Source organism: Actinomyces urogenitalis DSM 15434 (assembly GCF_000159035.1).
Classification (GTDB): Bacteria; Actinomycetota; Actinomycetes; order Actinomycetales; family Actinomycetaceae; genus Actinomyces; species Actinomyces urogenitalis.
The window spans coordinates 211,376-233,551 of record NZ_DS999575.1 but is presented as its reverse complement, the minus strand read 5'-3'; the positions used below and the strand labels follow the sequence as shown (position 1 = coordinate 233,551).

The window sequence follows — 22,176 nt, the reverse complement described above, 5'->3', positions numbered from 1 at the left end:
CATGCACGTGCCAACTTTACGTCCCTGCGCACATGGGGCACGTGCAGACCCCGTGGCACTGCGTCAGCATAATCGCTTCACGCAGCCGCAGCCGCGTGGTATGCCTCAAGATGGGCGCGAGCAGAAGCACGCCAGGTGAACTGTCCGCTGACGGCCCGCTCTTGCGCCGCGGTCCCAAGTGCTGCTCGCCGACATGGATCAGCGGCCAAGTCACTTAGGGCCTGCGCGATGGATTCAGCGCTCGTGCCGCAATAGGCGACGGCCTCTCCCCCGACCTCCGGCAGGCTGGTCTCTCGCGTGGTGAGCACTGCCGCACCGCATGCCATGGCTTCCAGCACAGGCAGCCCGAAGCCCTCAGCGATTGAGGGGTAGGCCAGCACCTGAGAGCCGGACAGGAAGCCTGGCAGGTCCTCAAGCGGGAGGTAGCCGGGACGGATCACCGTCATATGGCCGGGAACCTGAGCCAACGCTGGTTCGATCCCCTCATCCCACCCCTTGCCACCAGCCAGGACCAGGGCAGGCGGCTCGGGAGCGTGTTCAAAAGCCTGCACCCACCCTCGGACGAGGTTCGGCACGTTCTTGCGCGGCTCTAGCGTCCCGAGGAAGCCGATGTAGTCGCCTCCCTCCAAGCCCAGAGAGGCCGCCACACGAGCCCGTTCAGCATCGTCGACAGGATGGAAGACCTCGGTATCCACTCCGTGATAGGCCACGTAGAAGTGTGAAGGGTCGCCGTCGACGAAGCGCAAGGTCTCATCCCGCGTAGCAGCCGAAGGGACGACCAGGGCATCCGCGCCACGCACAGCACGGCGGATGGCACGGGTGAAGAAACGACGTTTGAGACGCGTATGGGCTTGTGGGTGGGAGAAGAAGGTGGCGTCATGCAAGGTGACCACCAGCGGTACCCGGTGCAAGGCCGGGTAGGTGTAGTGAGGAGAATGCAGTACATCGGGCCGCAGGCGGCGGATGAGCTCCGGTAGTCCCGTCTGTTCCCAGGCCATGCGCGCCCCACGGTTGGTGAAGGCCGGCGGTACAGCGAAGAGCCTGGCCTGGGGCACCTTGGCGGAGAAGTGCTCGACGTCGCGCTCCTGCACAGCCATCGCTAGCTGGACGCCTTCTGCCACCAGCTCCGGCACAAGATCATCCACGTAGCGGCCGACACCGCCCAGATTGGCGGGGATCGCCGTGGCGTCGAGAAGAACCTTCATGGACCTGAGACTAGCGAGGAAACGAGGCACAGTGCTGGGGCACACACCCTGCCCGTACCCTTAGGGTCATGTGCCTCTCGCCTTCGACGACGCCCTCGCCCTCTGCCGCCTCGCCGCGTGTCGCCATGGTGGTGGAGCAGATGTACCAACCCGTCCCTGGCGGGAGCGGCACGTACATCACCGAGCTCGCTCAGGCCGCACTGGCACGTGGGGCACGAATCGCCGGGTTAACAGCGCATCATGGGGACTCGCTCGACCCCGCCGACGTCGGACTGCCGGCAGCCATGCCTCTGCGCTCCTCACGCCTGCCTCGCCTGGCCCTCTATGAATCCTGGAACCACGGTGGCTACCCACGTGCAGAGGCCCTCCTGCCAGGCAGTGAGGTGGTGCACGCGACGACGTGGGCCATCCCGGGCACTACCCTGCCCCTGGCAGTCACTGTCCATGATCTGGCCTTCCTCCGATCACCCGAGCACTTCACTCACCGAGGCAACGCCTACTTCCGCCGCTGCCTGGCTCGAACCATCGCCCACGCCGACGCCGTCATCGCCCCGTCTAGGGCCACCGCTGACGACTGTGTCGATGCCGGTATTGCGGCCGAGCGCATCGAGGTGATCCCACATGGTGTTCGCCCCCGGACGGTCAGCTCAGCGCATGTGGAGTCCTTCCGGCAGACTTACGGCCTCACCCGTCCGTACCTGTTGTGGACCGGCACACGTGAGCCACGTAAGAACCTGCGGGGTTTACTGGCTGCTTTTGAGCTAGCTGCGCCGCATCTACCTGATCTCGACCTGGTCCTCGTGGGCCCGGCCGGATGGGGCGAAGACTCGAACCAGCAGCCCGTACCAGAGGCCTTGCGCGCAAGAGTCCATGTGCTGGGCCGGCTGTCTGATGACGACCTTGCTGGCGCCTACCGTGGAGCACGTGCCTTCGCCTTTCCCTCGCACTGGGAGGGATTCGGCCTCCCCGTCCTAGAAGCCATGGCCTACGGGGCACCGGTGGTCACCAGTCGCGGTACATGCATGGAGGAAGTTGTGGGAGATGCTGGTTTGCTCGCTGATCCTTCCTCACCAGAAGATATTGCCGCGCAGCTCGTCCTAGCGGCGGGCAGTGCCCACGATGAGCTCGTCGAGGCAGGGCGGGTACAGGCCGCTCGTTTTACCTGGGAAGCCTCTGCGGCCTCCCATCTCGCGCTCTATGAGGAGATCGCCCGGTGAAGGACGTACAGGGCAGGCGCCCCAGCGCGCGCATCGTCATCGTCAATTGGCGCCAGAGCGATCTCACTATCCAGGCTGCACGCTCACTTCAGTCGCAGCTGAGTGAGGGGGACCGTCTCGTCGTCGTCGATAACGGATCTGGGGACGGCTCTGCCCCACGCATCCGCAAGGCCGGCTTCGAGGTCGTTGAAGCCGCCACAAATGGTGGCTTTGCGGCCGGCGTCAATCTCGGAGCGCAAGATCTCACGGAAGACGCACTCGTCTTGCTCAATAACGACGCTGTGGCCAGACCGGGCTTCCTCTCTGCCCTGCTGGGAGGTCTCGGCGGCTCTGTCGGGGCGACGACGGCGCTCCTGCTGCTCACGGGCCGTTGGCGCCTTGCGCTACCAGGCGAAGAAGGCGAGCGCGCCCTCGACGGTCGGCTGTGGACTCGTGTGGATGAGGGCACCAGGACCACTGTTGGTGAGCAGGGAGAAGGCGTAGAGCTCGTGAACTCCACGGGCAATGTCGTCGACCGGCACGGCAACGGATATGACCGTGATTGGCTCACTCCCGTGAGCCAGCTCGACGCACCAGCGGAGGTCTTCGGCATCTGTGGCGGGGCCTGCGCCATCGCCGCACAGCCCTGGAAAGAACTCGGAGGGCTTCGCGAAGACCTCTTCATGTACTACGAGGACAGCGACTTCTCCTACCGTTTACGTCAGGCAGGCTATGAAGTGCGCTTCGTGGAGGAAGCAGTGGCGCAGCACGAGCACTCGGCGTCATCGGGCACGAACTCGGAGATGTTCATCCGTGTCAATACCCGAAACCGGCTCCTCGTGGCCGCCGACCACGCCTCGCGCGTGGTCTTCCTCGATGCACTGGTCCGCACCATCGTGCGGGCCCTCCGCACGGGGTTGAGAGGTCCCGTCGCTCAGGGTCTCCGAGAAGCCCTGAGGCGCCTCACGGACAAGAGCCTCAAGCCTCCGCACTGACACAACCGAGCACGCAGCCTCAGATTCGAAACCGCTATGCTCCTGTGCAACAGTGCTGCGCCATGGGATCACAATGTCTCGCGGACAGCGCGATGACGGCACAAGCTCAGGTCAAGGAGGAACGCAGGTGACCACCGCCTCGGAACGCGCTGAGCGTTTAGCACTGGAGCCAATGCGTGCAGCAACCCCTCCAGCAGGTTTCTTCAAGGGTACTGGTGAATCCCTTCATGATATTTGGAGTCGCCGAGATCTCATTCGACGCCTTACTCGACGTGAGATTCGGGCCAAATACAAAGACTCAGTCCTCGGTGTCCTGTGGAGCCTTCTCAAGCCCTTCGTCAACCTCCTCATCTACGTCCTGGTCCTAGGGCGCATTATGGGTGCCGAGCGCTCTATCCCAGACTTCGCTATCTATGTCTTCACCGGTCTCACCGCATGGCAGTTGTTCTCAGACATCATCTCGACCTCCACTGCCTCAATTATCAATAACTCAGGGATCATCAAGAAGATTCAGCTCCCCAGGGAGATCTTTCCAATCTCCGCGGCCGGCGCCTCATTGTTTAACTTCCTGATGCAATTCATGATCCTCGTTCTCGCCGTCACGATCCTGCCTCTCACCAGCAATGCGACGCCACCACAGCTTGGAGCCAATCTCCTCTACCTGCCTTACGCTCTGGTGCTTTTACTTGTCTGGGCCCTCACCCTGGGCCTAGCCCTGTCTGCTCTTAATGTCTACCTGCGAGACATTCAGTACCTCGTCGAGATTGCTCTCATAGTCGGCATGTGGGCCTCTCCTATCGTCTACTCCTGGGAGATGGTGACAAAGGTGGCACACGGCTCGTCCTGGATTGAGGGTCTCTACCTCGCTAACCCTGTCACCCTAGTCGTCATGGGCTTCCAACGCTCCATGTGGGGAGCGGGGGCAGACCAGGTTCTCGCGCCGCACCTCCTTACTCGCATGAGCGTTAGCCTGGTAATCGGCTTGATCAGCCTCGGCTTGGCGCAGCGTCTTTTCGCCGTCCTTCAGCGCAACTTTGCTCAGGAGCTCTAACATGACCACTGTCATCTCCGCAGAAAGCATTGGAAAACGCTTCGTCGTCCATAAGGACAAGTCCCTCAAAGAACGTGTTGTCAACGCCCGGGCCTCACGGAGACATCGTGAGGACTTCTGGGCCCTCGATGACATCTCTCTCGAGATCGCTGCAGGCCAGAGCGTGGGGTTGGTAGGTGCTAATGGTTCGGGCAAGTCGACTCTGCTCAAGGTGATCGGGGGCATTCTCACCCCCGATCGTGGCTCGGTACGCCTGCGAGGTCGTCTAGCCGCACTGCTAGAGCTTGGGGCCGGATTCCACCCAGACCTCACTGGCCGCGAGAACATCTACCTCAACGCAGCAATCCTGGGCCTGTCGGAAGCAGAAACTCAGCGACACTTTGATGAGATCGTCCACTTTTCCGGGATCGAAGAGTTCATCGACACCCAGGTGAAGTTCTACTCCTCCGGCATGTACGTACGCCTGGCCTTCTCAGTCGCTATCCATGTCGACCCAGATATCTTATTGGTCGACGAGGTTCTTGCGGTAGGCGATGAGCCTTTCCAGCGTAAGTGCCTCGAAAAGATCCGGCAGTTCCAGCAAGAAGGACGCACCATCGTCCTAGTCTCTCACTCCGAGGAGCAAGTACGCGAGGTGTGCGATCGCGCAATTATGCTCGATCACGGTCATGTTGTTCAGGATGGCTCTACCAACATGGTGATGGCAAGCCTGCGCAATAAGTATCAGCAGATCATCGAGGCTAACAGGACAGTGGCACCTATTGTCACCAGATCCTCCACTGGTCTGAGTTTCAAAAACGTCGACATCGACGCAACTCTTGACCCGCACGGCAGGCGACAGATTGCACCAGGAAATCCGCTGATCATCCGCGGCACGATTCTTGCGCCTTCCGGTCTACCTGAAGGCTGGGTGCTGTCAATGATGGTATCCAACACGGAGGGCGCCTCCGTGATTGGCACAAACTCACAGCTGCTCAATCACCGCTTGCCCCGGCTCCACGAGAGCGGCAGTTTTGAGGTCGTTCTCCAAGATCTTCAGCTCAGTGACGGCGAGTACAAGGTAACCCTCGCTGTTCTCGACCAGACGATGACTCCCATCGCCGAAGCAAACGATGCCCTGAGTTTCGTTGTGCACGGACCAGGCCTCACGATCGGAAATATCAATTCAATTCCGTTGCTGTCTGTCTCACCAGCCTGATATTTCTCCTACGATCTTTTGAACACTTCATTAGGAGCCCACCTTGAAATACCGCACAATTGTCGACCTCAGCGAACCGAATTCGAGTCAAGCCATCATCGCCAGACAGATTGACGCCCTGTGCCCGCGGGGAGCCCGCGTCCTTGATCTTGGCTGTGCAGCAGGAGACCTCGGCGCGGCTCTCACTGAGCAAGGTTTTCATGTCACAGGTATCGATCGAGACGCTGAGGCGCTCGCAATTGCTAAGGACCGCATGGCACGCACCCTCGAGGCAGATTTGGCGGAGCGCTCGTGGGTGGGAGCACTTCGTGATGTGGCACCCAACGAGTCCTTTCACGCGATCTGTCTGGGAGACCTTATCGACCAGCTCACCGAGCCTGCTACTTTTCTTCGTGAGGCCCTTGAGTTCTTAGCCACTGAGGGTGTTGTTCTGATCTCAGTGCCAAATGTTGCTCACGGCGCGCTGCGTCTCTCTCTGCTTCAGGGCCAGTGGAGATATACTGAGGAGGGACTGCTTGATAGCACTCACACGCGTTTCTTCACGCTGAATTCAGCTGCTGAGCTCATCCGCTCATGCGGCCTGGGGATTAGTGAGATCAAGGCGACTAGCCGTGAGGTCTTAGACACCGAGGTCTTGATTGACGACGCAGGCTTGCCCGGGTCGATTGTTGAATGGGTTCGCAACCAGGACGGGACAAGCGACTATCAGTACGTTTTCACCTGTTCACCTCAGACACCACCTAATGCTCCCCTGCCTGCTGTCATCCGCGAGGCACCTGCGTCGCGCCCCTATGACCAACATGCTGAACGCCACCGCCTCGAAGCCCATCAAAACCTTGTGAGCCAGCGCCGTGAGCACTTGTTTGAGACAACAGCCCAGCAGCGATACGACACGCTGACGACTCGCGACAAAATCATTGGTCTTCAGGCTCAGGTTGCTCTGCTCAAGAAACAGCTTAATGACCGCGAGATCGAGGCCATTGCGCTGCACGATCAGCTCGTGCGTGCTCACTCTCGACTAGACAGGACCATTGAGGGCGTTACCTATCGGGCAGTACGCAAGACTCTGCGTAGGTTTAAGAAGGGCGAGTGAACATGAGCGCCCCATTTTTCTCCATCCTTACACCGGTCTACAAGCCACGCCCCGATCACCTGGAACTGACTATTGAGTCTGTCCGGTCCCAGACCTGTGAGGATTGGGAGTGGATCCTTGTCGATGATGCCTCAGGAGATCAGGCAGTCCTTCAGGTGCTTCGCCGAGCGGCACAGCGTGACCCGCGCATTCACGTCGTCGAGCGAGAGACGAATGGTCATATCGTCGCTGCTTCCAATGATGCGCTTGCCCGCGCCAAGGGCAACTGGATAATCCTGGTCGATCATGATGATCTTCTTGTTCCCGACTCTTTGACGGTCATCAAGGCAGCCATTGACGCTCATCCTCGAGCGGGCTACATCTACACCGATGAAGACAAAATCGACAACGACGGCAACCTGTCACAGGAATTTCGCAAGCCAGATTGGTCGCCAGAACGTTTACGTCACCAGATGTATCTCGGACATCTCTCAGGACTCCGCCACGATCTTGTCACACAGGTCGGAGGGTTTCATGAAGGGTTCGATGGCTCTCAGGACCATGATCTCGCCTTACGCGTGACCGAGATCAGCGAGGAAGTGGTCCATGTCCCCCGCACCCTATATCACTGGCGTATCGTCCCTGGCTCCACCGCTGGAGATTCCACCGCCAAGGACTACGCCAGCGTAGCAGGGCTGAAGGCAGTCCAAGCACACTTGGAGCGAGTAGGCCTGGATGCAACGATGACCGCTGAACCACACCCTACAATTCCATACACCTATAACCTGCACCGTGAGCTTCCTGAAGACACGCTCGTAAGCGTGGTCATTCCAACGCGCGGAACACAAGGCAGGATCTGGGGCAAGCGTCGTGTCCTCGTCGTCGACGCTATTCGCTCTTTGCTGACTCATACCTCGCATGAGCAGCTGGAGATCGTCGTCGTCTATGACCTCGACACCCCCCAAGAAGTCCTGACTGAGCTCAAAGAAGTCGCAGGCGCCTCGCTCACTTTGCTTCCTTACGATGCTCCCTTCAATTTCTCCGACAAGTGCAACCGAGGCTTCCTCGCCTCCTCAGGTGATGTTGTTGTCTTCTTGAACGATGACACGGAGATCATCTCTGATCGCTTCGTTGAGGAACTATGTGCCCCGCTCGTTGAAGAAGATGTCGCAGCAACAGGTGCTCTGCTCTTCTATGAGGACTCCACGATTCAGCACGCAGGCCTTGGATTCCAAGACAACGAATTCGTTCACCCCTATCTCGGCGCCCAAAAGACAGATCCCGGTCATTTTGCTGAACTATGTGTCGATCACGAAGTCAGCGGCCTGACCGGTGCTGCTGTGGCTACACGTCGCGAAACCTTCGAGGAGATCGGAGGATTTACGCTTGACCTGCCAAGCAACTTCAACGACGTTGACTTTGCCTTTAAACTGCAGCATAAGGGTAAGCGCATGATATGGCTCCACGACGTGCAAGCTTATCACTTTGAATCCAAGTCGCGGGTCAATACAGTGCACGGATGGGAGCACCAGTTCATTCTGGATCGCTGGGAGCAGCCAAAGACTGACCCCTATATGCCTTTCGCGACCACAGAACTGACGGAGATTCAAAAGGCGTTACGACTGTTGACAGGGGCCGCCGGCCCTCAATAGGAAAGAGGGTCGTGCATCGCTTCAAGGGGATGAGTTCAGTGGCCTAGGAAAGCACAGCCCTATCGAGAGGTCTCCACCACCGACCTTCAAAGGCCTTGGTGACAAAAGCGACGACGGCCTTGACCAAGTGATCAAGGGCGACAGCCAGAGCCGCGATGATGATCAGGGAGGCCAGGAACATCATGGCGAACTGAATGGGGAGGAAAGCGCTGGTATCCATCACCATAAACAAACGCATGATGACGACGTGGTGTACCAGGAAGATCGGGTAGGAGTACTTTGCCCCCCACTCAATGAGGAGGCGGACTGGACCAATGGCCACATATCGGGCCACGGCGACGAGGATCAGGAAAGTCGAGATACCTACGAGCGCCGTACCCACATCTTTGGGCAGTACCGCAGGCCACAGCGAGTTTGCCAGGAGGACAAGGCCGGCACCTATGGCTGAGAACGGGTGGACTCGGCGAATATGACGAACGAGATAGATACCGAAGGCGAGTTCTGGCAGGCGCATCGTAAGGATCACCGAACCCGGGATTGACGGGAAATAGGTCTTCATCACGACGAAGGTGACAGCGAAGATGAGGAGGAGGCTCATTGCTGACGTCTTTGGGAAGCGATCCACGCACCACAATAGAAGGGGAAACACCACATAGAACAGGATGATGAAACCTAGAAACCACTCACCCAGCAAATAGGCCGTCGTGAATCCGAGGACGCTTGCCAAGCCATCGACGCCCAGGAGCGTCCAGATAAGAGAACGTGCCGGAGCCGCGTTCGGTGGTACACCATTGAGGGCCACAAAGAAGTAAAGCGTCCCCAGTAGCCAGGCGATCCAGAATGCCGGATAGATTCCTTTAAATCGCTTCCAATAGAAGCGACGAAGATCGACAGGGCGCTCGTAGGTATAGGCCAGCGCAGCACCAGAGATGATAAGAAAGAGGGACACACCGAGGTCGCCCACGTAGATACCAAAAGGCTGGTTAGTGAGCAGGTAGCGTCCGTCACTCAAGAAGGGGTTATTGAAGTGCGAGAGAACAACGAGCAAAGTTGCCAACGCACGTACGAGATCCAGATAGAACAAGCGTGGGCGTCGCTTCATCATCTGCGTAACAGCCGCAATTGGGGCCACGGACACCTCTGCTTCTCGCGAACTCATGGTCTCGCTCACGGTGTCCCCCATCATCTCTTCCTCCACATAGAACTTGCCGACCGCCACAGCGCTCGCACTCTCGGACGCATCGCCTGCGGTACCAGAACGGCCACCTGGGCTTTGACGATCTGGCGTGTACTACGCATATTGTTGAGACGAAGGAGCATCTCCATCGCTGTCCTGCCTCCCCATCTTTTCGCTATCGCTCGTGCGAAAGAATGCGTGTAATACGCCAGGGCTGTGAGCTCAGCGCGGGCAAACGAGTCGGAGAAGAGCCAGCCGGAGTAGTAGCCCCGAGCCTGTGCCATGTAGCAGTACACACGCTCAATGGCGTGGCTGATCGTACCGTCAATAGGAAGTGGCTCTGCCGGGAAGTCGTCATATCGCCATTTACGCTCCAAGAGTGGTCGAATGGCCTGCGGGCGGAACCAGAAAACTGAGCCGAACGGAGCAATCGCCTCCTTGTCCGGATCGATGGGAGCGTGCAGCCCGAAGGACGCCAAGAGCTCTTTGGTGTTCTTGTCATTGGGGCCCCAGCTAAAGGCCGAGATCGGGAAGTAGTCCCCGTGGTGGGGAGCCGAAGGGGTGAGAACACCCAGCCTGGGCTCAGCCTGGAAGGTAGCGATAACGTTGCAGACGAACTCTGGCGTTGCCAGGACGTTCTCGAAGCAGCGCTTCGCGAAGCCCTCACCGACGGAACCGGGGCGGATCTGCGTGACCTTCTTGTCATGGATGAAGCAGACGAGGTCATAGTCCAGCAGGCGTGGGCGAGCACCCACGAGCAGCGCAGCGACGTCGCGCCCTCGGTTCTCAATGAGGATGGTCTCAACATTGAGTGAAAGACCTGCTGTCGCCTCGCGCACCTGCTGCGCCTTCGCTTCAGTATCAACAGTGGCGATGAGGTCGCAGCCAGCCGGCATGGAAGCGGCGTAGTGAAGAAGCTGGGGCAGCAGGTCCATGTGGTAGACGTGCATGACCAGCGCGATCTTGCTCTCCTCGGGCTGCACCGCGACCGCCTGTGTGGGCAGGATGTAGGTGAGCTCAAGGTTCTTGACGAGATCTGCGAGGTTGTTGGTTCGTAGCAGGTTCTCCCAGATGAGGTCCGTGTCGAAGTCGGTGTGGTCGCGCAGGTAGTCGTAGAGCTCGCGCGTGGTGGTGCCAACAGACTGGTCCAGGACATCGCCGTAGTCGTGGAAGAAAGAGCGGCGTTTGAAGATCGGGCAGCGCTTGTCCTTGATCAGGGTGACCGGCGCAAAGACAATAGGCTGGTAGGTGAAACCTTCGAGGTCGTCTGTGTTGACGTACGCCTCTGCCTTGAATCCGCGGTCCTGGAAGTAGCGGGTGAAGGGAATCTCGTGCTTGGTGACAGAGTCGAGGTAGGTCTCCATCTCCGGCAGGTTGTCCCAGTAGTCCTGGAATGCCTGACTCTGCACCAGGGAGCGGCGGTAGACGTGGAAATGGGACTGCAGGTGGCGAGGGTGGTGAAGCTCGTCAATTTCACCGCGATACTCCGACGGCGCGGCGTGGAACCATGTGGGGCCCCAGAAGTCTAGGTCTCGGCCCGCCATCTCGGAGAACATCTCCTCAAAGGGGTACACCGGCCCCATGATGGTGGCGTTAAAGAGGACGATCTCATCGAACTGCGTCAAGGCGGACCACCCGTAGTGGTCAAGAGCGGCCTTGTACGCCCATGCGTCCAGACCTCTGTTCTCACGCACAAGAAGATGATCGGCATAGCGGGTCAGGGCGACACGACCCTGATCAGTCAGCTTCCCGTTGACGACGACGACGAGCTCGGCAAGCTGGGTATTCATGCCTTCCAGCATGACCTCGACGTAACGGTCCACGATGCCTTCGCCGTCGTAGAAGAAGAAGATTCCTAGACGGCGAGAATCAGTACCGAGGATCATGGACAGCCCTTCGTACTCAGCACAGGACCCCAGGGAATCACATATGAAGCACCCTAGGGCTCGGTCACAAGGTCAGCGAGCGAGGATCTCGTTGATCTTACTCGGGTCACCCCACACGCCTGGCGAGTCGTAGGGCCGGTCCGGGAAAGCCCCGTATTCAAGGGTAATATTGAGGTTGTTCTCAGCGATGTAGCGCTCGACTCGCTCAGCGAGGCCCACCGGACGGCCTGTGCAGGCGTTGATGATGCCGTTGACCTCCTCCTGAGCGAGGATGGCAGAGATCTGCTGGGCCAGCTCATCGATAGAGATGAAGTCGTACTTGTTCTTGCCCGTGGTGAAGGGGAAGGTCTTACGCCCCTGCTCAGCGGCGTCAAGCAGCTTGGAGAAGATCGAGGAGCCGAACTTGTCATCCCCTACGATGTAGTAGGCACGGATCCACTGCAGAATGCCACCGTGCGCCTGGGCCGAGAGAAAAGCAAGCTCGCGCAGAGCATTCTTTGAGATGCCGTACAAGGACGCCGGCGAGCACGGAGTGTCCTCTGTGATAGGGCCTTCCCAGTAGCCGACCTCATGCATCGTGCCCATGACAGCGAGCTGCTTCAGACCTCCTGCGTAGAGGTTCTCAATGAGCTCATAGTGTCTCGGAAGGTCGTCAATGTGAGCGGGAGATCCATGCTTGAAGCCATCACGCCAGGCCATGTGGAGCACAGCATCCGGCCGTCCCATCTGGTCATAGATGTCTTTACCACCAGAGAAAAGATCAAGAGGCAGACGGTCCGCTCGCTCATCCACGCCGTCGAGCCGCAGGTCAACAGCAGTGACCTCCAGGCCACGGTCCAAAAGCGCCGTCACCACATGCCGACCGATGTATCCCCCAGCACCAGTCACAAGAACAGACTTTCCCACGGCCAGGATCGTATCAGGGGCGGCGGCGCGGTTTGGGGAGGAGTCGCGTGATACCACCGTTTAGACGTCGGTAGGCAGGCTTGAGAGTCTCAGCGAGACCTGGTAGGCGGTGTTCAAGCTCGCGTCGAACCATCGCGCCGAGGCTCGCCTGCGGACCGCTGCGGGAAGCGAGATAGCGCTGGGCCTCTTCAACATCCTCGGGCAGCAAGGCAGCGAGCGCCTGGTAACGATATTCAAGCAGAGCGTAATCCTGCTGAGCTCGGCCGGTCAGAAGCTGACGATAGTGGGCACCCGTACTAAGGAGGGCTGGGACTTCAAGGAATTCAAGGAGCTGACCAGCATCGCGGGCACCGTATGCGGTCCTCAGCGCAGACAGATCACAGGAACGCAGCACTGTCAGACCTGCTGGACGCACAAGGATAGGAGCGCGATAGGCACTGACTGGGCTGTGAGCATCCAACGGAACGCTCAGGCCCAGCGCCGAAGCGCAGTCAACAGCAGCATCCCGGAGGCCCTGCCAGCCGTGTCCCAGCGCTGAGCTGCCACGCACGGGGCTTGGGAGGCCCAGGCCGCCCAGGCTCGGATGCTGGTAGAACAACGATCGCGCCGCCAGCAGGATAGCCAGATCACGAGTGACCGGCTGCTCACCCTCCCCGTCAGGAACCTGTGCGGTGCACTCTTCCGGGGTCTCTTCTCCCCCAGCGCATGTCAGGCGCAGGAGCACACGATCCTTCTCGTCATCATCCAGAAGGTCGGCAGCGTCGCTCAGGAGCGCTGCGAGCGCGCCCAGATCCGGCTGACTTGCCACACGCAGCTCCGCCCGCCCGCGCAGGTCTTCTCCGACCTGTGAAAGAGCAGCCTCTGCCTCACTCTCAACGCGGGAATCGACGGTGAGGATCACGCGTACGCATGTGCGGGCATCGCTGAGGACCCTCAGCCTCGCGACAATCTGCTCAGCTGACGCCCCATCTCCGACATGAAGGTGCGCGTAGAAGGGCATCTCAACCTCGGGTGAGGCTACGTCGTCTGGACGCTGCTCAGTGAGCCCAGCGTTCGCAAGCAGAGTGCGTGGTTCGCTCGAACGGACCAGGCCGGAGAGGATCATGGACTCACTCACCGCGCTGTCCGGAGTCTGACTCACCGTCCTCAGGATGTCGGCACCGTTGGCACCACAGGCGTCCAGATAGAGCGGGTCGTGGAAGAAGATGCGACGTTTGAGTGCCGGGCAGCCCGCCTGGAGCAAAGCCATGGGTTCTTCGAGAGACGGATTGAGGCTGGCGAATTCTTCCGCCGGGTACACCGCAAAGGAGCTGTACCCGCGTGCGTTGAAATATGGCGTGAAACGCGATTCATGATGTGCGATGGAGTCGTGATAGCTGCTGACAGGCGGCATGGTCTCCCAGTAGCGGCGGAAAGCCGGATCCCTCAGCAGAGGCGAGCGCACAGCGAGGAAATGAGACTGTAGATGCCGAGGCATCACTGCCTGACCTAAGAAGGGGTGAGGACGCTGTTCCGCGTGCTCCGTCAGTCCCCAGAACGAGGCCTCTACCCGTTCAGCAGCCTCCTTGAAGACCGGTTCCCAAGGACGCACCGGCGCGAAGAAGGTGTTGTTAAGCAGTACAAGCTCATCAAGGTCTCCGATCTGGTTCCAACCGAGGTGAGCCAAGCCGTCCTGATATCCGCCGACGTCCATGCCCTCGTTACCGCGTACGAGCACATCATGGGCAACCGCATCCAGCCGTGCTTTGCCAGCCACTGACACAGCACCGTTAACGACGACGAGAATGTGGTCAAGAAAGGGGAGCAAGCTCCTGATCACTTGGACCACGTAGTCATCAACGACACCGTCTCGGTCATAGAAGAGGTAGATACCCGCTCGCCGGCACGCTCTGAGCTCACTCGAGAGACCTTCGACCTCAGCTCCGCTCATGCTCACCTATCCACGCGATTGAGAGTAACGGTGTCCAACCGTCAGGTTCCGGACACCATCGGCAGCATAAGGCAGCTCCGTCTCTCAGCCGAAGTGGCTGCGCACCATCGCCATCAGGTCAGTTCCGTACCCCTTCGCCGTGGCCCACCCAGCACCACTCGGATTCTCCTGGGTGCCCAGGTACTCGATGTAGGGGGCGCTCCCCTTCTTCACGTAGGAGAAACGAGGATCGACCACGTCATGGGCCAGCCTGGCCGTCGTCACAGTCGGGTCGGCGTACGCCCGTAGGTGCTGTACCTGTGCCCTCAGCCCGATCTGGACGCTCGCGAAGCTGTTTCCCGGGTTACCTCCACCAGTCGCACCGAGTCCACCAAAGTTGAACTGAGTGGCCTTGACGTCCCCGCCGTACTGAAGCCAGCCGGTCTCCTTCATCGCCTGGACAAAGAGAAGCTCAGGACTCACGCCCTCGGCGGCAGCCTCGTCATAGGCAAGCCCGGCGAAAGCTGAGATCGTGCTGGCCCCACCACGTCCCAGCACAGAGGCCGGGTAGGTCTCTCCTGAGCGCTGGTAGGCAGCCACCATCTTGGCCACCGTCACTGATCGTGTGCTCGTCGGTGCGGCCATCACGAGGTGCAGTCCCTTGGCCTCCGCCTCAGAGATGTAGCCCTTCCAGGCTCCCGATGGAGCGAATTCGCTGTACCGACCGTCGATCAGCTGCGTACCAGTCACCATGGCACCGCTGCCACGCAGGTAGTACCACGTGCCGGAGAGATTGATCCACCCCGTGGACATCGCTCCGGAGGCGTTGAGGTAGTACCACGAGCCACCGATCTTCTGCCAGCCAGTGAGCATTACGCCAGAACGATCCAGGTAGTACCAGGTGCCGTTGACACTCAGCCAGCCGGTCATCATCTCGCCAGAGGAGCCGAGGTAGTACCAGCGTCCGTTGACATGAGCCCAACCAACAACCATGGCGTTGCCTGGCCTGAAGTAGTACCAGGTGCCGTTGATCAACTGCCACCCGAGCGCTGCGGCACCGCTGGGATGCAGGTAGTACCAGGTCGAGCCCAGGTGCAGCCACCCCGTCACCATCGCGCCGGAGTCACTCATGTAGTACCAGCTGCCGCTAACTTCAACCCAGCCGGTCGTCATGGCACCAGACCCGGTGAGGTAGTACCACTTTCCGCTGATTGCCTGCCATCCGGTGGCCATAGCGCCATTGACCGGCGAGAGGTAGTACCAGCTCCCGTTGACCTTCTGCCAGCCAGTCAGCCGTGCGCCGTCCGCGCCGTAGAGGTACCACGTCTTGTCAACAAGCCTCCACGTGGGAGCGGCAGGAGTCGATGAGCCGCCACCAGTCGATCCACTACTGATCTGGCTCTGAGCGACAGAGCGAATCTGCCCCATCTTGGAGTAGCCCCCGTCACCCGGACAGGTTGTGTACCCGACATCGCGGTGCGCAAGGATCCTGGGCAGGTTCACCACCTGACCAGCCTTGTACTTCTCCGTCGTCAGGATCGTGAAGCTCGCCGACGCTGACGCGTTGGTGACGCCAGAGCGCTTGAGGAACCAACCAGCCATCTTCCCTACGCGGTCAATCTGCACGTCGGTGGGGCTTGTCGAGACGTAGTTCCCCATCATGGAGATGCCCATGGTGCCCGTGTTTACGCCACGTGCGTGCCCGCCGATGACCATCTTCCCGGCGGCCGATGAGAGGGTGCCATAGCGGCCTTCAAAGACCTGGCCGTACTTGTCGACGAGGAAGTTGTATCCGATGTCCCCCCAGTCCAGCGTCACGGCATGGTAGTAGTAGATTCCTGCGACGATCGACGCTGACTGCGCTGCGGTGTAGTTGTTGGTTCCAGCCGTGTGGTGCACAACCACGTGCGCAGCGTTGGCGTACTTGGGGGACCACGTCATGTAGGCCTGATTGGCTCCCCACTCGGCGCGCGTCACGACGGGCACCGGCAAGCCGTTGGCGGTCGTTGTCGCAGCCAACGCCGTTGGCAGGTCGAGATTGACACCATGACCTGCGCTCGTCGCGGCAGAAGCAGTCGCACCAGTCGTCTCAGAGACATCCGTTCCTTCATCGGCGGTCGTCCCGTCCTCAGAGCCAACCGGCGCAGTGGCGTCCACCAACCGATCCACCAGCTGTTCCTGCGTGACCGCAGTGTCCTGAGCAATCTCCGTCGGATCCGCCTGAGTAGTTGTCACGTCATCGTCGGACAGAACCTCCTCGCCAGCAGGCTTCGCCGGAACGAGCGCCAGAGTGAGGTCCGTGGGCAGCGCACGGCCTCCACTGACGACCGCCGCCTGAATCGCATCAGCACCGCCGGTCACGAACTCATCCGTCCCTCCGTTGCCTTCAGCGTCATCCGGACCAGCATCGGCAGCCTCATTGAGGTACCAGGATGACCAGACACCGCTCTCACGCACTCGCAGGTAGATCTGCGTCCCCGTGGGAAGGGCCTCACTACCGCTCCACGTGAAGCCTGCGACGAGGAAGCCGTCAACCTCCAGAGGCTCAGTGAGGAGATCAGCGTCCCGCTCCAGGTCCGGAGCATCTGTGGCTGCAGCCAGCAGAGATGCGCGGGCAGGAGCGACCCCGTTTCCCTCGACCGTCCCTGCAGGTACCTCAGCACCGGCCCCAGAGCCCGGCTCCTCCTCACTCAGCCCCGCCTGCGCCAGCTCAGTGGTCTCACCACTGGCAGTAGTGAGCTCGATGAGCTGGACCGGTGCGGGGGCTGCCTCGCCAGCAGCCGGCTGAGCCTGAACCGCGGCAACCTGTCCAGCACCCGCGAGTACCAGGGAGATAGCGGATGCGACACGGAGGTAACGAGACGCCGGCATGGAGGGTCCTTTCGGCACGTGAAGGAGTTCCCACATCGCCGAGACGTGTGGGGCAGCCGTGACTGATGTGACTAGTGGGAACGATACTGAGATTCCACCGCAAGAAACGGCCAATTGAGGAGGATCACGTAACTACATGCATGTTGTTCATGCTCATGTACCGGATGACAGGATCGACCATCAACCCACCTGCAGCACTCCACCCCGGACACGGCCCCTGTGGCATCATGGCGAGCGGCAGAACGGCGTTGCTGCGCCGTACCCGATCGTTCAGGGAGCTTGTACATGAACGTCCTCATCACCGGAGGTGCCGGCTTCATCGGTGCCAACTTTGTCCACCAGACCCTCGTACGTCACCCAGACGCCAAGGTCACGGTCCTGGACAAGCTCACCTACGCCGGCAACAAGGGATCCCTGGCGGACCTGGGCGAGCGCGTCACCCTCGTCGTCGGCGACATCGCCGACGCTGACACCGTCGACCCGCTGGTCGCCGAGGCGGACGTCGTGGTCCACTTCGCCGCCGAGTCCCACAACGACAACTCGCTACTGGACCCCTCCCCCTTCATCCGTACCAACCTGGTCGGCACCTTCACCCTGCTGGAGGCAGTACGCCGCCACAAGGTGCGCTTCCACCACATCTCCACCGACGAGGTCTACGGAGACCTCGAGCTAGACGACCCGGCCAAGTTCGAGCCGACCACGCCCTACAACCCCTCCTCCCCCTACTCCTCCTCCAAGGCAGGCTCGGACCTGCTCGTACGCGCCTGGGTCCGCTCCTTCGGCGTGGAGGCCACCATCTCCAACTGCTCGAACAACTACGGCCCCTACCAGCACATCGAGAAGTTCATCCCCCGCCAGATCACCAACCTCATCGACGGAGTCAAGCCCAAGCTCTACGGAGCCGGTGAGAACGTCCGCGACTGGATCCACGTCCTGGACCACAACGACGCCGTGTGGGACATCATCGAGAAGGGCCGCATCGGCGAGACCTACCTCATCGGCGCCAACGGCGAGAAGAACAACAAGGAGGTCGTCGAGCTCATCCTCGAGCTCATGGGCTACGACAAGGACGACTACGAGCACGTCAACGACCGCCCCGGCCACGACATGCGCTACGCCATCGACAACTCCAAGCTCGTCGAGGAGCTCGGCTGGTCACCGAAGTACACCGACTTCCGCTCCGGCCTCCAGGCCACCATCGACTGGTACACCACCAACGAGGCCTGGTGGCGCCCCCTCAAGGCCGAGGTCGAAGCCAAGTACGCCGCACAGGGACAGTAACAGCTCCAGGCCTGTCAGGAGACGCCCCGAATTACTGCATGATGACAATCACGCCCGATATAGTGACATTATCGTCTCGACGCCTGCGCACAGCGTACGTCCCGCTTGCTGTCCTCACCCTCGCCCTCGGCGTCGCTATCCCGGCGCACGCCGATGACGTGGCGTCCACACCGATGCCTACGACCACCATCTCCCCCCAGCAGCAGGAGACGGTCGGCACTGGATCGGACAGTACTTCTCAGCCTCCGGTCCCGTCCCAGGCCCCTGAGGCTGACGGTAGCGCCCAGTCACCCGTCAGGCTGACCGGGCAAGGCCGATGGATAGCCTCAGGCAGTCGCTGGTGGTGGCGAGACAATGACGGCTCGTACCCGCACGGCGTGTGGGGCGAGGTTGAGGGCAGCCTCTACGCCTTTGACGGCTCCGGATGGATGCGGACGGGCTGGTTCAAGGATGGTGACGCCTGGTACTACCTCACCGGCTCCGGCGCCATGGCGAGGGGATGGGCCAAGGTCGCCAGCACCTGGTACTACCTCGACCCCGCCACCGGCAAGATGGCCACCGGCTGGCTCGACACAGGCGGAAGCACCTACTACCTCACCGCCTCCGGAGCCATGCACACCGGCTGGTTCAAGGATGGTGACGCCTGGTACTACCTCACCGGCTCCGGCGCCATGGCGAGGGGATGGGCCAAGGTCGCCAGCACCTGGTACTACCTCGACCCCTCCGACGGACACATGCACAGCGGCTGGGCAAAGGTGGGCTCGCACTGGTACTACCTCCACGGCGACGGTCACATGGCTACCGGATGGCTCCAGCTCGGCAGCACCTGGTACTACCTCCACGGTGACGGTCACATGGCTACCGGATGGCTCCAGCTCGGCAGCACCTGGTACTACCTCGACCCCACCACCGGCAAGATGGCCACCGGCACCATCACCGTGGACGGCAAGACCTACTACCTCACCGGCTCAGGCGCCATGGCTACCGGGTGGACCAAGATCGACGGTGCTTGGTACTACTACACCTCTTCGGGGGATCTCGCTAAAGGTTGGCTGGACCTTGGCGGCACCTGGTACTACCTCGACCCCACCACCGGCAAGATGGCCACCGGCACCATCACCGTAAACGGCGGGACCTACAACCTGAGCCCGAGCGGGGCGTGGATCGGGTACACCGCTCCTGCTGGCTATCTGCAGCCGACCGATCGTATTACTCCCCTTGGCTGGGCCACGAACGAGCTGACGCCGGGGATGAACGGTGTCAAGGTCCGTATCGTCCAGCAGCGTCTAGGCATTAGTAATGGAAGCGCCTTGGCAACCGCCAACGGGACCTTTCAGAATGCTGTCCGAAACTTTCAGAGGCGAGCAGGGCTCCCTCAGACTGGTGTTGTTGACCAGCAGACCTGGAACGCCATGGGAACCGGCTTCTCCTGGTGGGTGGACCAGTACCAGGCCACACCGATCGGGCTGAGCGCGACCAGGAGTGAGCGCATCGAGGCGATGATCGGCTATGCCTGGAACCAGCTCGGCTCCTCATACACGTGGGGCGGAGCGGGTACCTACGGTCTTGGCTTTGACTGCTCCGGACTGGTGCTCCAGTCGCTGTACCACGGTGGCATGGACCCTCAGCCCATCAACGTCATCAAGCACGCGTGGCCGGCCTACCGCACGTCCCGCGAGCTCTACGCCTACCAGGGGTTCATGCACGTCCCCTTCAGTCAGCGACAGCGCGGGGACATCGTCTTCTATCGCAGCAGAGGGACCGTCGTCCATGTCTCGATCTACCTTGGCAACGACCAGGTGATCCACACCGACTACATGGGGCGGCCTGCACGAATTGACAACGTCACTGCAGGGTACTCCTGGGGAGCCATTGCCCCGGAGGTGGTTCGTCCCTTCCCGTGATCCATGCGCACCCACAATGCTATGAGGGGGGCTGCCCGGAGCTTTCCGGACAGCCCCCTCATAGCACTTCTCGTTCACGTCGTCTAGAAGACCACAGGCCAGGACGGCATGCAGGCCGTCAAGGTGGTGTGTGCGGCGACCTGGGTGTCAGCGGCTTCCTGATGTGCCGGATTCACTTCCGGGTCTCGCCCCTCCTTGACAGCCATCTCCGCTTCTCGTTCATCAGCGAACTCCGGGATCTCCCCCTGAGACAGGCGCGTAGTAATCATGACATAGTCATCGAGAGCCTGGATGGCGGCCTGTGCGGTCTCATCACCTCCAGCCGCGTCCTCCAGCTGCGACCGGTACTGGCCGTCAACCAGTGTCACGAAGGCCAGCCAGTGCGACTGCGAGTCCTGTCCAGCGGCAACATCTGCTGAAAATGCCTGGCCCTCCGAGGTCGTCGAGAGGGCTTCAGCGAGAATCGAATCCATCGCAGCACATCCATTCGTCGGTGCGATGGTCTGGGGAGGCCCGGATGGAACAGGAGCCGCCGAGGAGGCTGCACTTGGCCGCTGAGCCCCTACCGGATCAGAGCCGGGACTTGTGCAGGCTGCAGAGCCAAGGACGAGAAGTGCGACGCTAAGGGCTGCGGAAAGAACATGATGCCTCACAACTCGAGGCTAGCGTCCTGAAGCCGGTCGGTGCCTAGACTTCACGTCCAAAACAACATCAGGCATACCCGAGCCATGCTCCACTGCTAGCAAAACGAGACTCACGGCCATCAATGACGACGGTGTCTTTGTCGACCATCACACCATCCGTACCCAGGTAGTACCAGGTGCCAGCGACACTCTGCCACCCGGTTGCTATCGCACCATTGGGATGGAGGAAGTACCAGGCACCGTCCACCTTCACCCAACCGGTCGCCATCGCACCACTGGGTTGCAGGTAGTAACGAGCCCCACCGATATCCTGCCACCCAGTCCTCATAGCGCCGTCAGCGCCCAGGTAGTACCAGGTACCTCCCTGCTTCATCCAACCGCCGGAGCGCATCGCGCCAGAGGCCTCGAAGAAGTACCACGTCACACCGTCCTTGGCCCACCCAGTCGCCATCACGCCGGTGTCGGTGAGGTAGTACCACCGTCCCTGGTCCTGGACCCACGTGTTCTCACTTGCGTCAGGCTTGCCGTTGAACCAGTAGTACTGCCCCCAGAGCTTCTTCCATCCCTGTTGAGGAGCGGCCTTTCCTCCTAGATAGGCCGTGACATGAGGTCCCGGCGAGGCTCGCCAGCGATAGACGAGAGACGTCTTGACCCCAGCGATAGCCACAGAGCTCTCATCCATGGTGAGGACCACGGCCTTACTGCCATTCGAGCGGATCTCGTCTGCCGGGTACCAGCTGACACCACGACGATTGAGGACATCAACCGTGTCGCTGAACATGTAGGAGTATGAGCCCGTCTGAACAGCAAACTCCGGATCAAGAGCCTCGAGGAACTCCTCACTGTTTGAGGTGGCGAGACCGTGGTGCCCGAGCTTGAGGAAGTCGACCTTCCCGATCTCAGTTGCTAGACGGCTCTCATCCCCATCGGTCTTCTCGATATCGCCCGACAAGAATGCCGTCTTGCCGTGCGCCGTGACCTTGACGCCCCAGGACATGAGATTGGCGTCCGACAACGCGCCGGGATACTTGTAGTCCTCGGAGTAGCTGACGATCTCGACTTGCATGTCTCCGAGCTCAAAGACCGGGAAAGCAGTATGGAACGCAGAAGGATCAGGGACAACCGGCGCCGCTGGATCAGCAAGGCACCATAATCCTTCCCCGCTTTGCTCCCTGCCTCGACGAGCTGGTCGTAGATGTACTGCTTGTCCCACAGCCGCGCCGAGTCGG

At 60.6% G+C, this 22,176-nt stretch carries 16 protein-coding genes; 8 read left to right on the top strand and 8 right to left on the bottom strand.

The features are described 5' to 3' along the window. Window positions 1–77: 77 nt before the first annotated feature. Window positions 78–1,205, bottom strand: coding sequence for a glycosyltransferase family 4 protein (locus HMPREF0058_RS06960; protein WP_006549047.1), 1,128 nt, complete (start codon window positions 1,203–1,205; stop codon window positions 78–80). A gap of 68 nt (window positions 1,206–1,273) precedes the next feature. Here HMPREF0058_RS06960 and HMPREF0058_RS06955 point away from each other — a divergent pair, with 68 nt between their 5' ends. The 6 genes from HMPREF0058_RS06955 to HMPREF0058_RS06930 all read left to right on the top strand — a co-directional run bounded on the left by HMPREF0058_RS06955 (window position 1,274) and on the right by HMPREF0058_RS06930 (window position 8,369). Then, on the top strand, window positions 1,274–2,422 hold the full coding sequence (locus tag HMPREF0058_RS06955; RefSeq protein ID WP_006549046.1) for a glycosyltransferase family 4 protein: 1,149 nt from the start codon (window positions 1,274–1,276) through the stop codon (window positions 2,420–2,422). Continuing rightward, window positions 2,419–3,396 carry a glycosyltransferase family 2 protein gene (locus HMPREF0058_RS06950; protein ID WP_006549045.1) on the top strand — a complete coding sequence of 326 codons (978 nt, stop codon included), beginning with the start codon at window positions 2,419–2,421 and terminating at the stop codon, window positions 3,394–3,396. Before HMPREF0058_RS06955 ends, HMPREF0058_RS06950 begins: the two co-directional genes overlap by 4 nt. A gap of 127 nt (window positions 3,397–3,523) precedes the next feature. Beyond that, on the top strand, window positions 3,524–4,447 hold the full coding sequence (locus tag HMPREF0058_RS06945; RefSeq protein ID WP_006549044.1) for an ABC transporter permease: 924 nt from the start codon (window positions 3,524–3,526) through the stop codon (window positions 4,445–4,447). Between the two features lies 1 nt (window position 4,448). Further along, on the top strand, window positions 4,449–5,645 hold the full coding sequence (locus HMPREF0058_RS06940; RefSeq protein WP_006549043.1) for an ABC transporter ATP-binding protein: 1,197 nt from the start codon (window positions 4,449–4,451) through the stop codon (window positions 5,643–5,645). A 43-nt stretch (window positions 5,646–5,688) separates the two neighbouring features. Continuing rightward, window positions 5,689–6,738, top strand: coding sequence for a class I SAM-dependent methyltransferase (locus tag HMPREF0058_RS12100; RefSeq protein WP_040319752.1), 1,050 nt, complete (start codon window positions 5,689–5,691; stop codon window positions 6,736–6,738). Between the two features lie 2 nt (window positions 6,739–6,740). Next, window positions 6,741–8,369: a glycosyltransferase family 2 protein gene (locus HMPREF0058_RS06930; protein WP_211205891.1), complete on the top strand. Its 1,629-nt coding sequence runs from the start codon at window positions 6,741–6,743 to the stop codon at window positions 8,367–8,369. 43 nt (window positions 8,370–8,412) lie between these two features. Here HMPREF0058_RS06930 and HMPREF0058_RS06925 read toward each other — a convergent pair whose 3' ends face one another. The 5 genes from HMPREF0058_RS06925 to HMPREF0058_RS13365 form a co-directional block, all read right to left on the bottom strand. Further along, complete coding sequence (locus HMPREF0058_RS06925) at window positions 8,413–9,588, bottom strand: acyltransferase family protein (RefSeq protein WP_244902006.1); 1,176 nt, start codon at window positions 9,586–9,588, stop codon at window positions 8,413–8,415. Beyond that, window positions 9,552–11,432 (bottom strand): rhamnan synthesis F family protein, encoded by a 1,881-nt coding sequence (locus tag HMPREF0058_RS06920; protein ID WP_006549039.1) that lies wholly within the window; start codon window positions 11,430–11,432, stop codon window positions 9,552–9,554. The genes HMPREF0058_RS06925 and HMPREF0058_RS06920 overlap by 37 nt, the downstream gene beginning before the upstream one ends. Window positions 11,433–11,504: 72 nt before the next feature. After that, entirely contained in the window at window positions 11,505–12,338 is an 834-nt protein-coding gene (locus HMPREF0058_RS06915) for an NAD-dependent epimerase/dehydratase family protein (protein ID WP_040319751.1), read from the bottom strand. 13 nt (window positions 12,339–12,351) lie between these two features. Further along, complete coding sequence (locus tag HMPREF0058_RS12095; protein ID WP_006549037.1) at window positions 12,352–14,268, bottom strand: rhamnan synthesis F family protein; 1,917 nt, start codon at window positions 14,266–14,268, stop codon at window positions 12,352–12,354. 84 nt (window positions 14,269–14,352) lie between these two features. Continuing rightward, a complete protein-coding gene (locus HMPREF0058_RS13365; RefSeq protein ID WP_006549036.1) occupies window positions 14,353–17,118 on the bottom strand; it encodes an N-acetylmuramoyl-L-alanine amidase in 2,766 nt (921 codons plus the stop codon). A 285-nt stretch (window positions 17,119–17,403) separates the two neighbouring features. Between HMPREF0058_RS13365 and rfbB the strand changes: the two genes are divergently transcribed. Next, entirely contained in the window at window positions 17,404–18,399 is a 996-nt protein-coding gene (gene rfbB, locus HMPREF0058_RS06890) for a dTDP-glucose 4,6-dehydratase (RefSeq protein ID WP_006549035.1), read from the top strand. A gap of 38 nt (window positions 18,400–18,437) precedes the next feature. Further along, on the top strand, window positions 18,438–20,303 hold the full coding sequence (locus HMPREF0058_RS06885; protein ID WP_006549034.1) for an NlpC/P60 family protein: 1,866 nt from the start codon (window positions 18,438–18,440) through the stop codon (window positions 20,301–20,303). Window positions 20,304–20,386: 83 nt separating this feature from the next. On the opposite strand, the gene HMPREF0058_RS06880 is transcribed toward HMPREF0058_RS06885, so the two are convergent. Next, the gene (locus HMPREF0058_RS06880; protein ID WP_006549033.1) at window positions 20,387–20,776 is read right to left on the bottom strand and encodes a hypothetical protein; all 390 of its coding nucleotides are present in this window, start codon (window positions 20,774–20,776) and stop codon (window positions 20,387–20,389) included. Between the two features lie 238 nt (window positions 20,777–21,014). Beyond that, window positions 21,015–22,013 (bottom strand): MBL fold metallo-hydrolase, encoded by a 999-nt coding sequence (locus tag HMPREF0058_RS06875; RefSeq protein WP_006549032.1) that lies wholly within the window; start codon window positions 22,011–22,013, stop codon window positions 21,015–21,017. Window positions 22,014–22,176 lie beyond the last annotated feature (163 nt).

What these genes read in the sequence shown, in the direction of transcription:
- HMPREF0058_RS06960 (WP_006549047.1), bottom strand. Translation starts at nt 1,205, where the DNA reads ATGAAGGTTCTTCTCGACGCCACGGCGATCCCCGCCAATCTGGGCGGT.
- HMPREF0058_RS06955 (WP_006549046.1), top strand. Translation starts at nt 1,274, where the DNA reads ATGTGCCTCTCGCCTTCGACGACGCCCTCGCCCTCTGCCGCCTCGCCG.
- HMPREF0058_RS06940 (WP_006549043.1), top strand. Translation starts at nt 4,449, where the DNA reads ATGACCACTGTCATCTCCGCAGAAAGCATTGGAAAACGCTTCGTCGTC.
- HMPREF0058_RS06930 (WP_211205891.1), top strand. Translation starts at nt 6,741, where the DNA reads ATGAGCGCCCCATTTTTCTCCATCCTTACACCGGTCTACAAGCCACGC.
- HMPREF0058_RS06920 (WP_006549039.1), bottom strand. Translation starts at nt 11,432, where the DNA reads ATGATCCTCGGTACTGATTCTCGCCGTCTAGGAATCTTCTTCTTCTAC.
- HMPREF0058_RS12095 (WP_006549037.1), bottom strand. Translation starts at nt 14,268, where the DNA reads ATGAGCGGAGCTGAGGTCGAAGGTCTCTCGAGTGAGCTCAGAGCGTGC.
- HMPREF0058_RS13365 (WP_006549036.1), bottom strand. Translation starts at nt 17,118, where the DNA reads ATGCCGGCGTCTCGTTACCTCCGTGTCGCATCCGCTATCTCCCTGGTA.
- rfbB (WP_006549035.1), top strand. Translation starts at nt 17,404, where the DNA reads ATGAACGTCCTCATCACCGGAGGTGCCGGCTTCATCGGTGCCAACTTT.
- HMPREF0058_RS06885 (WP_006549034.1), top strand. Translation starts at nt 18,438, where the DNA reads ATGATGACAATCACGCCCGATATAGTGACATTATCGTCTCGACGCCTG.
- HMPREF0058_RS06880 (WP_006549033.1), bottom strand. Translation starts at nt 20,776, where the DNA reads ATGGATTCGATTCTCGCTGAAGCCCTCTCGACGACCTCGGAGGGCCAG.
- HMPREF0058_RS06875 (WP_006549032.1), bottom strand. Translation starts at nt 22,013, where the DNA reads ATGCAAGTCGAGATCGTCAGCTACTCCGAGGACTACAAGTATCCCGGC.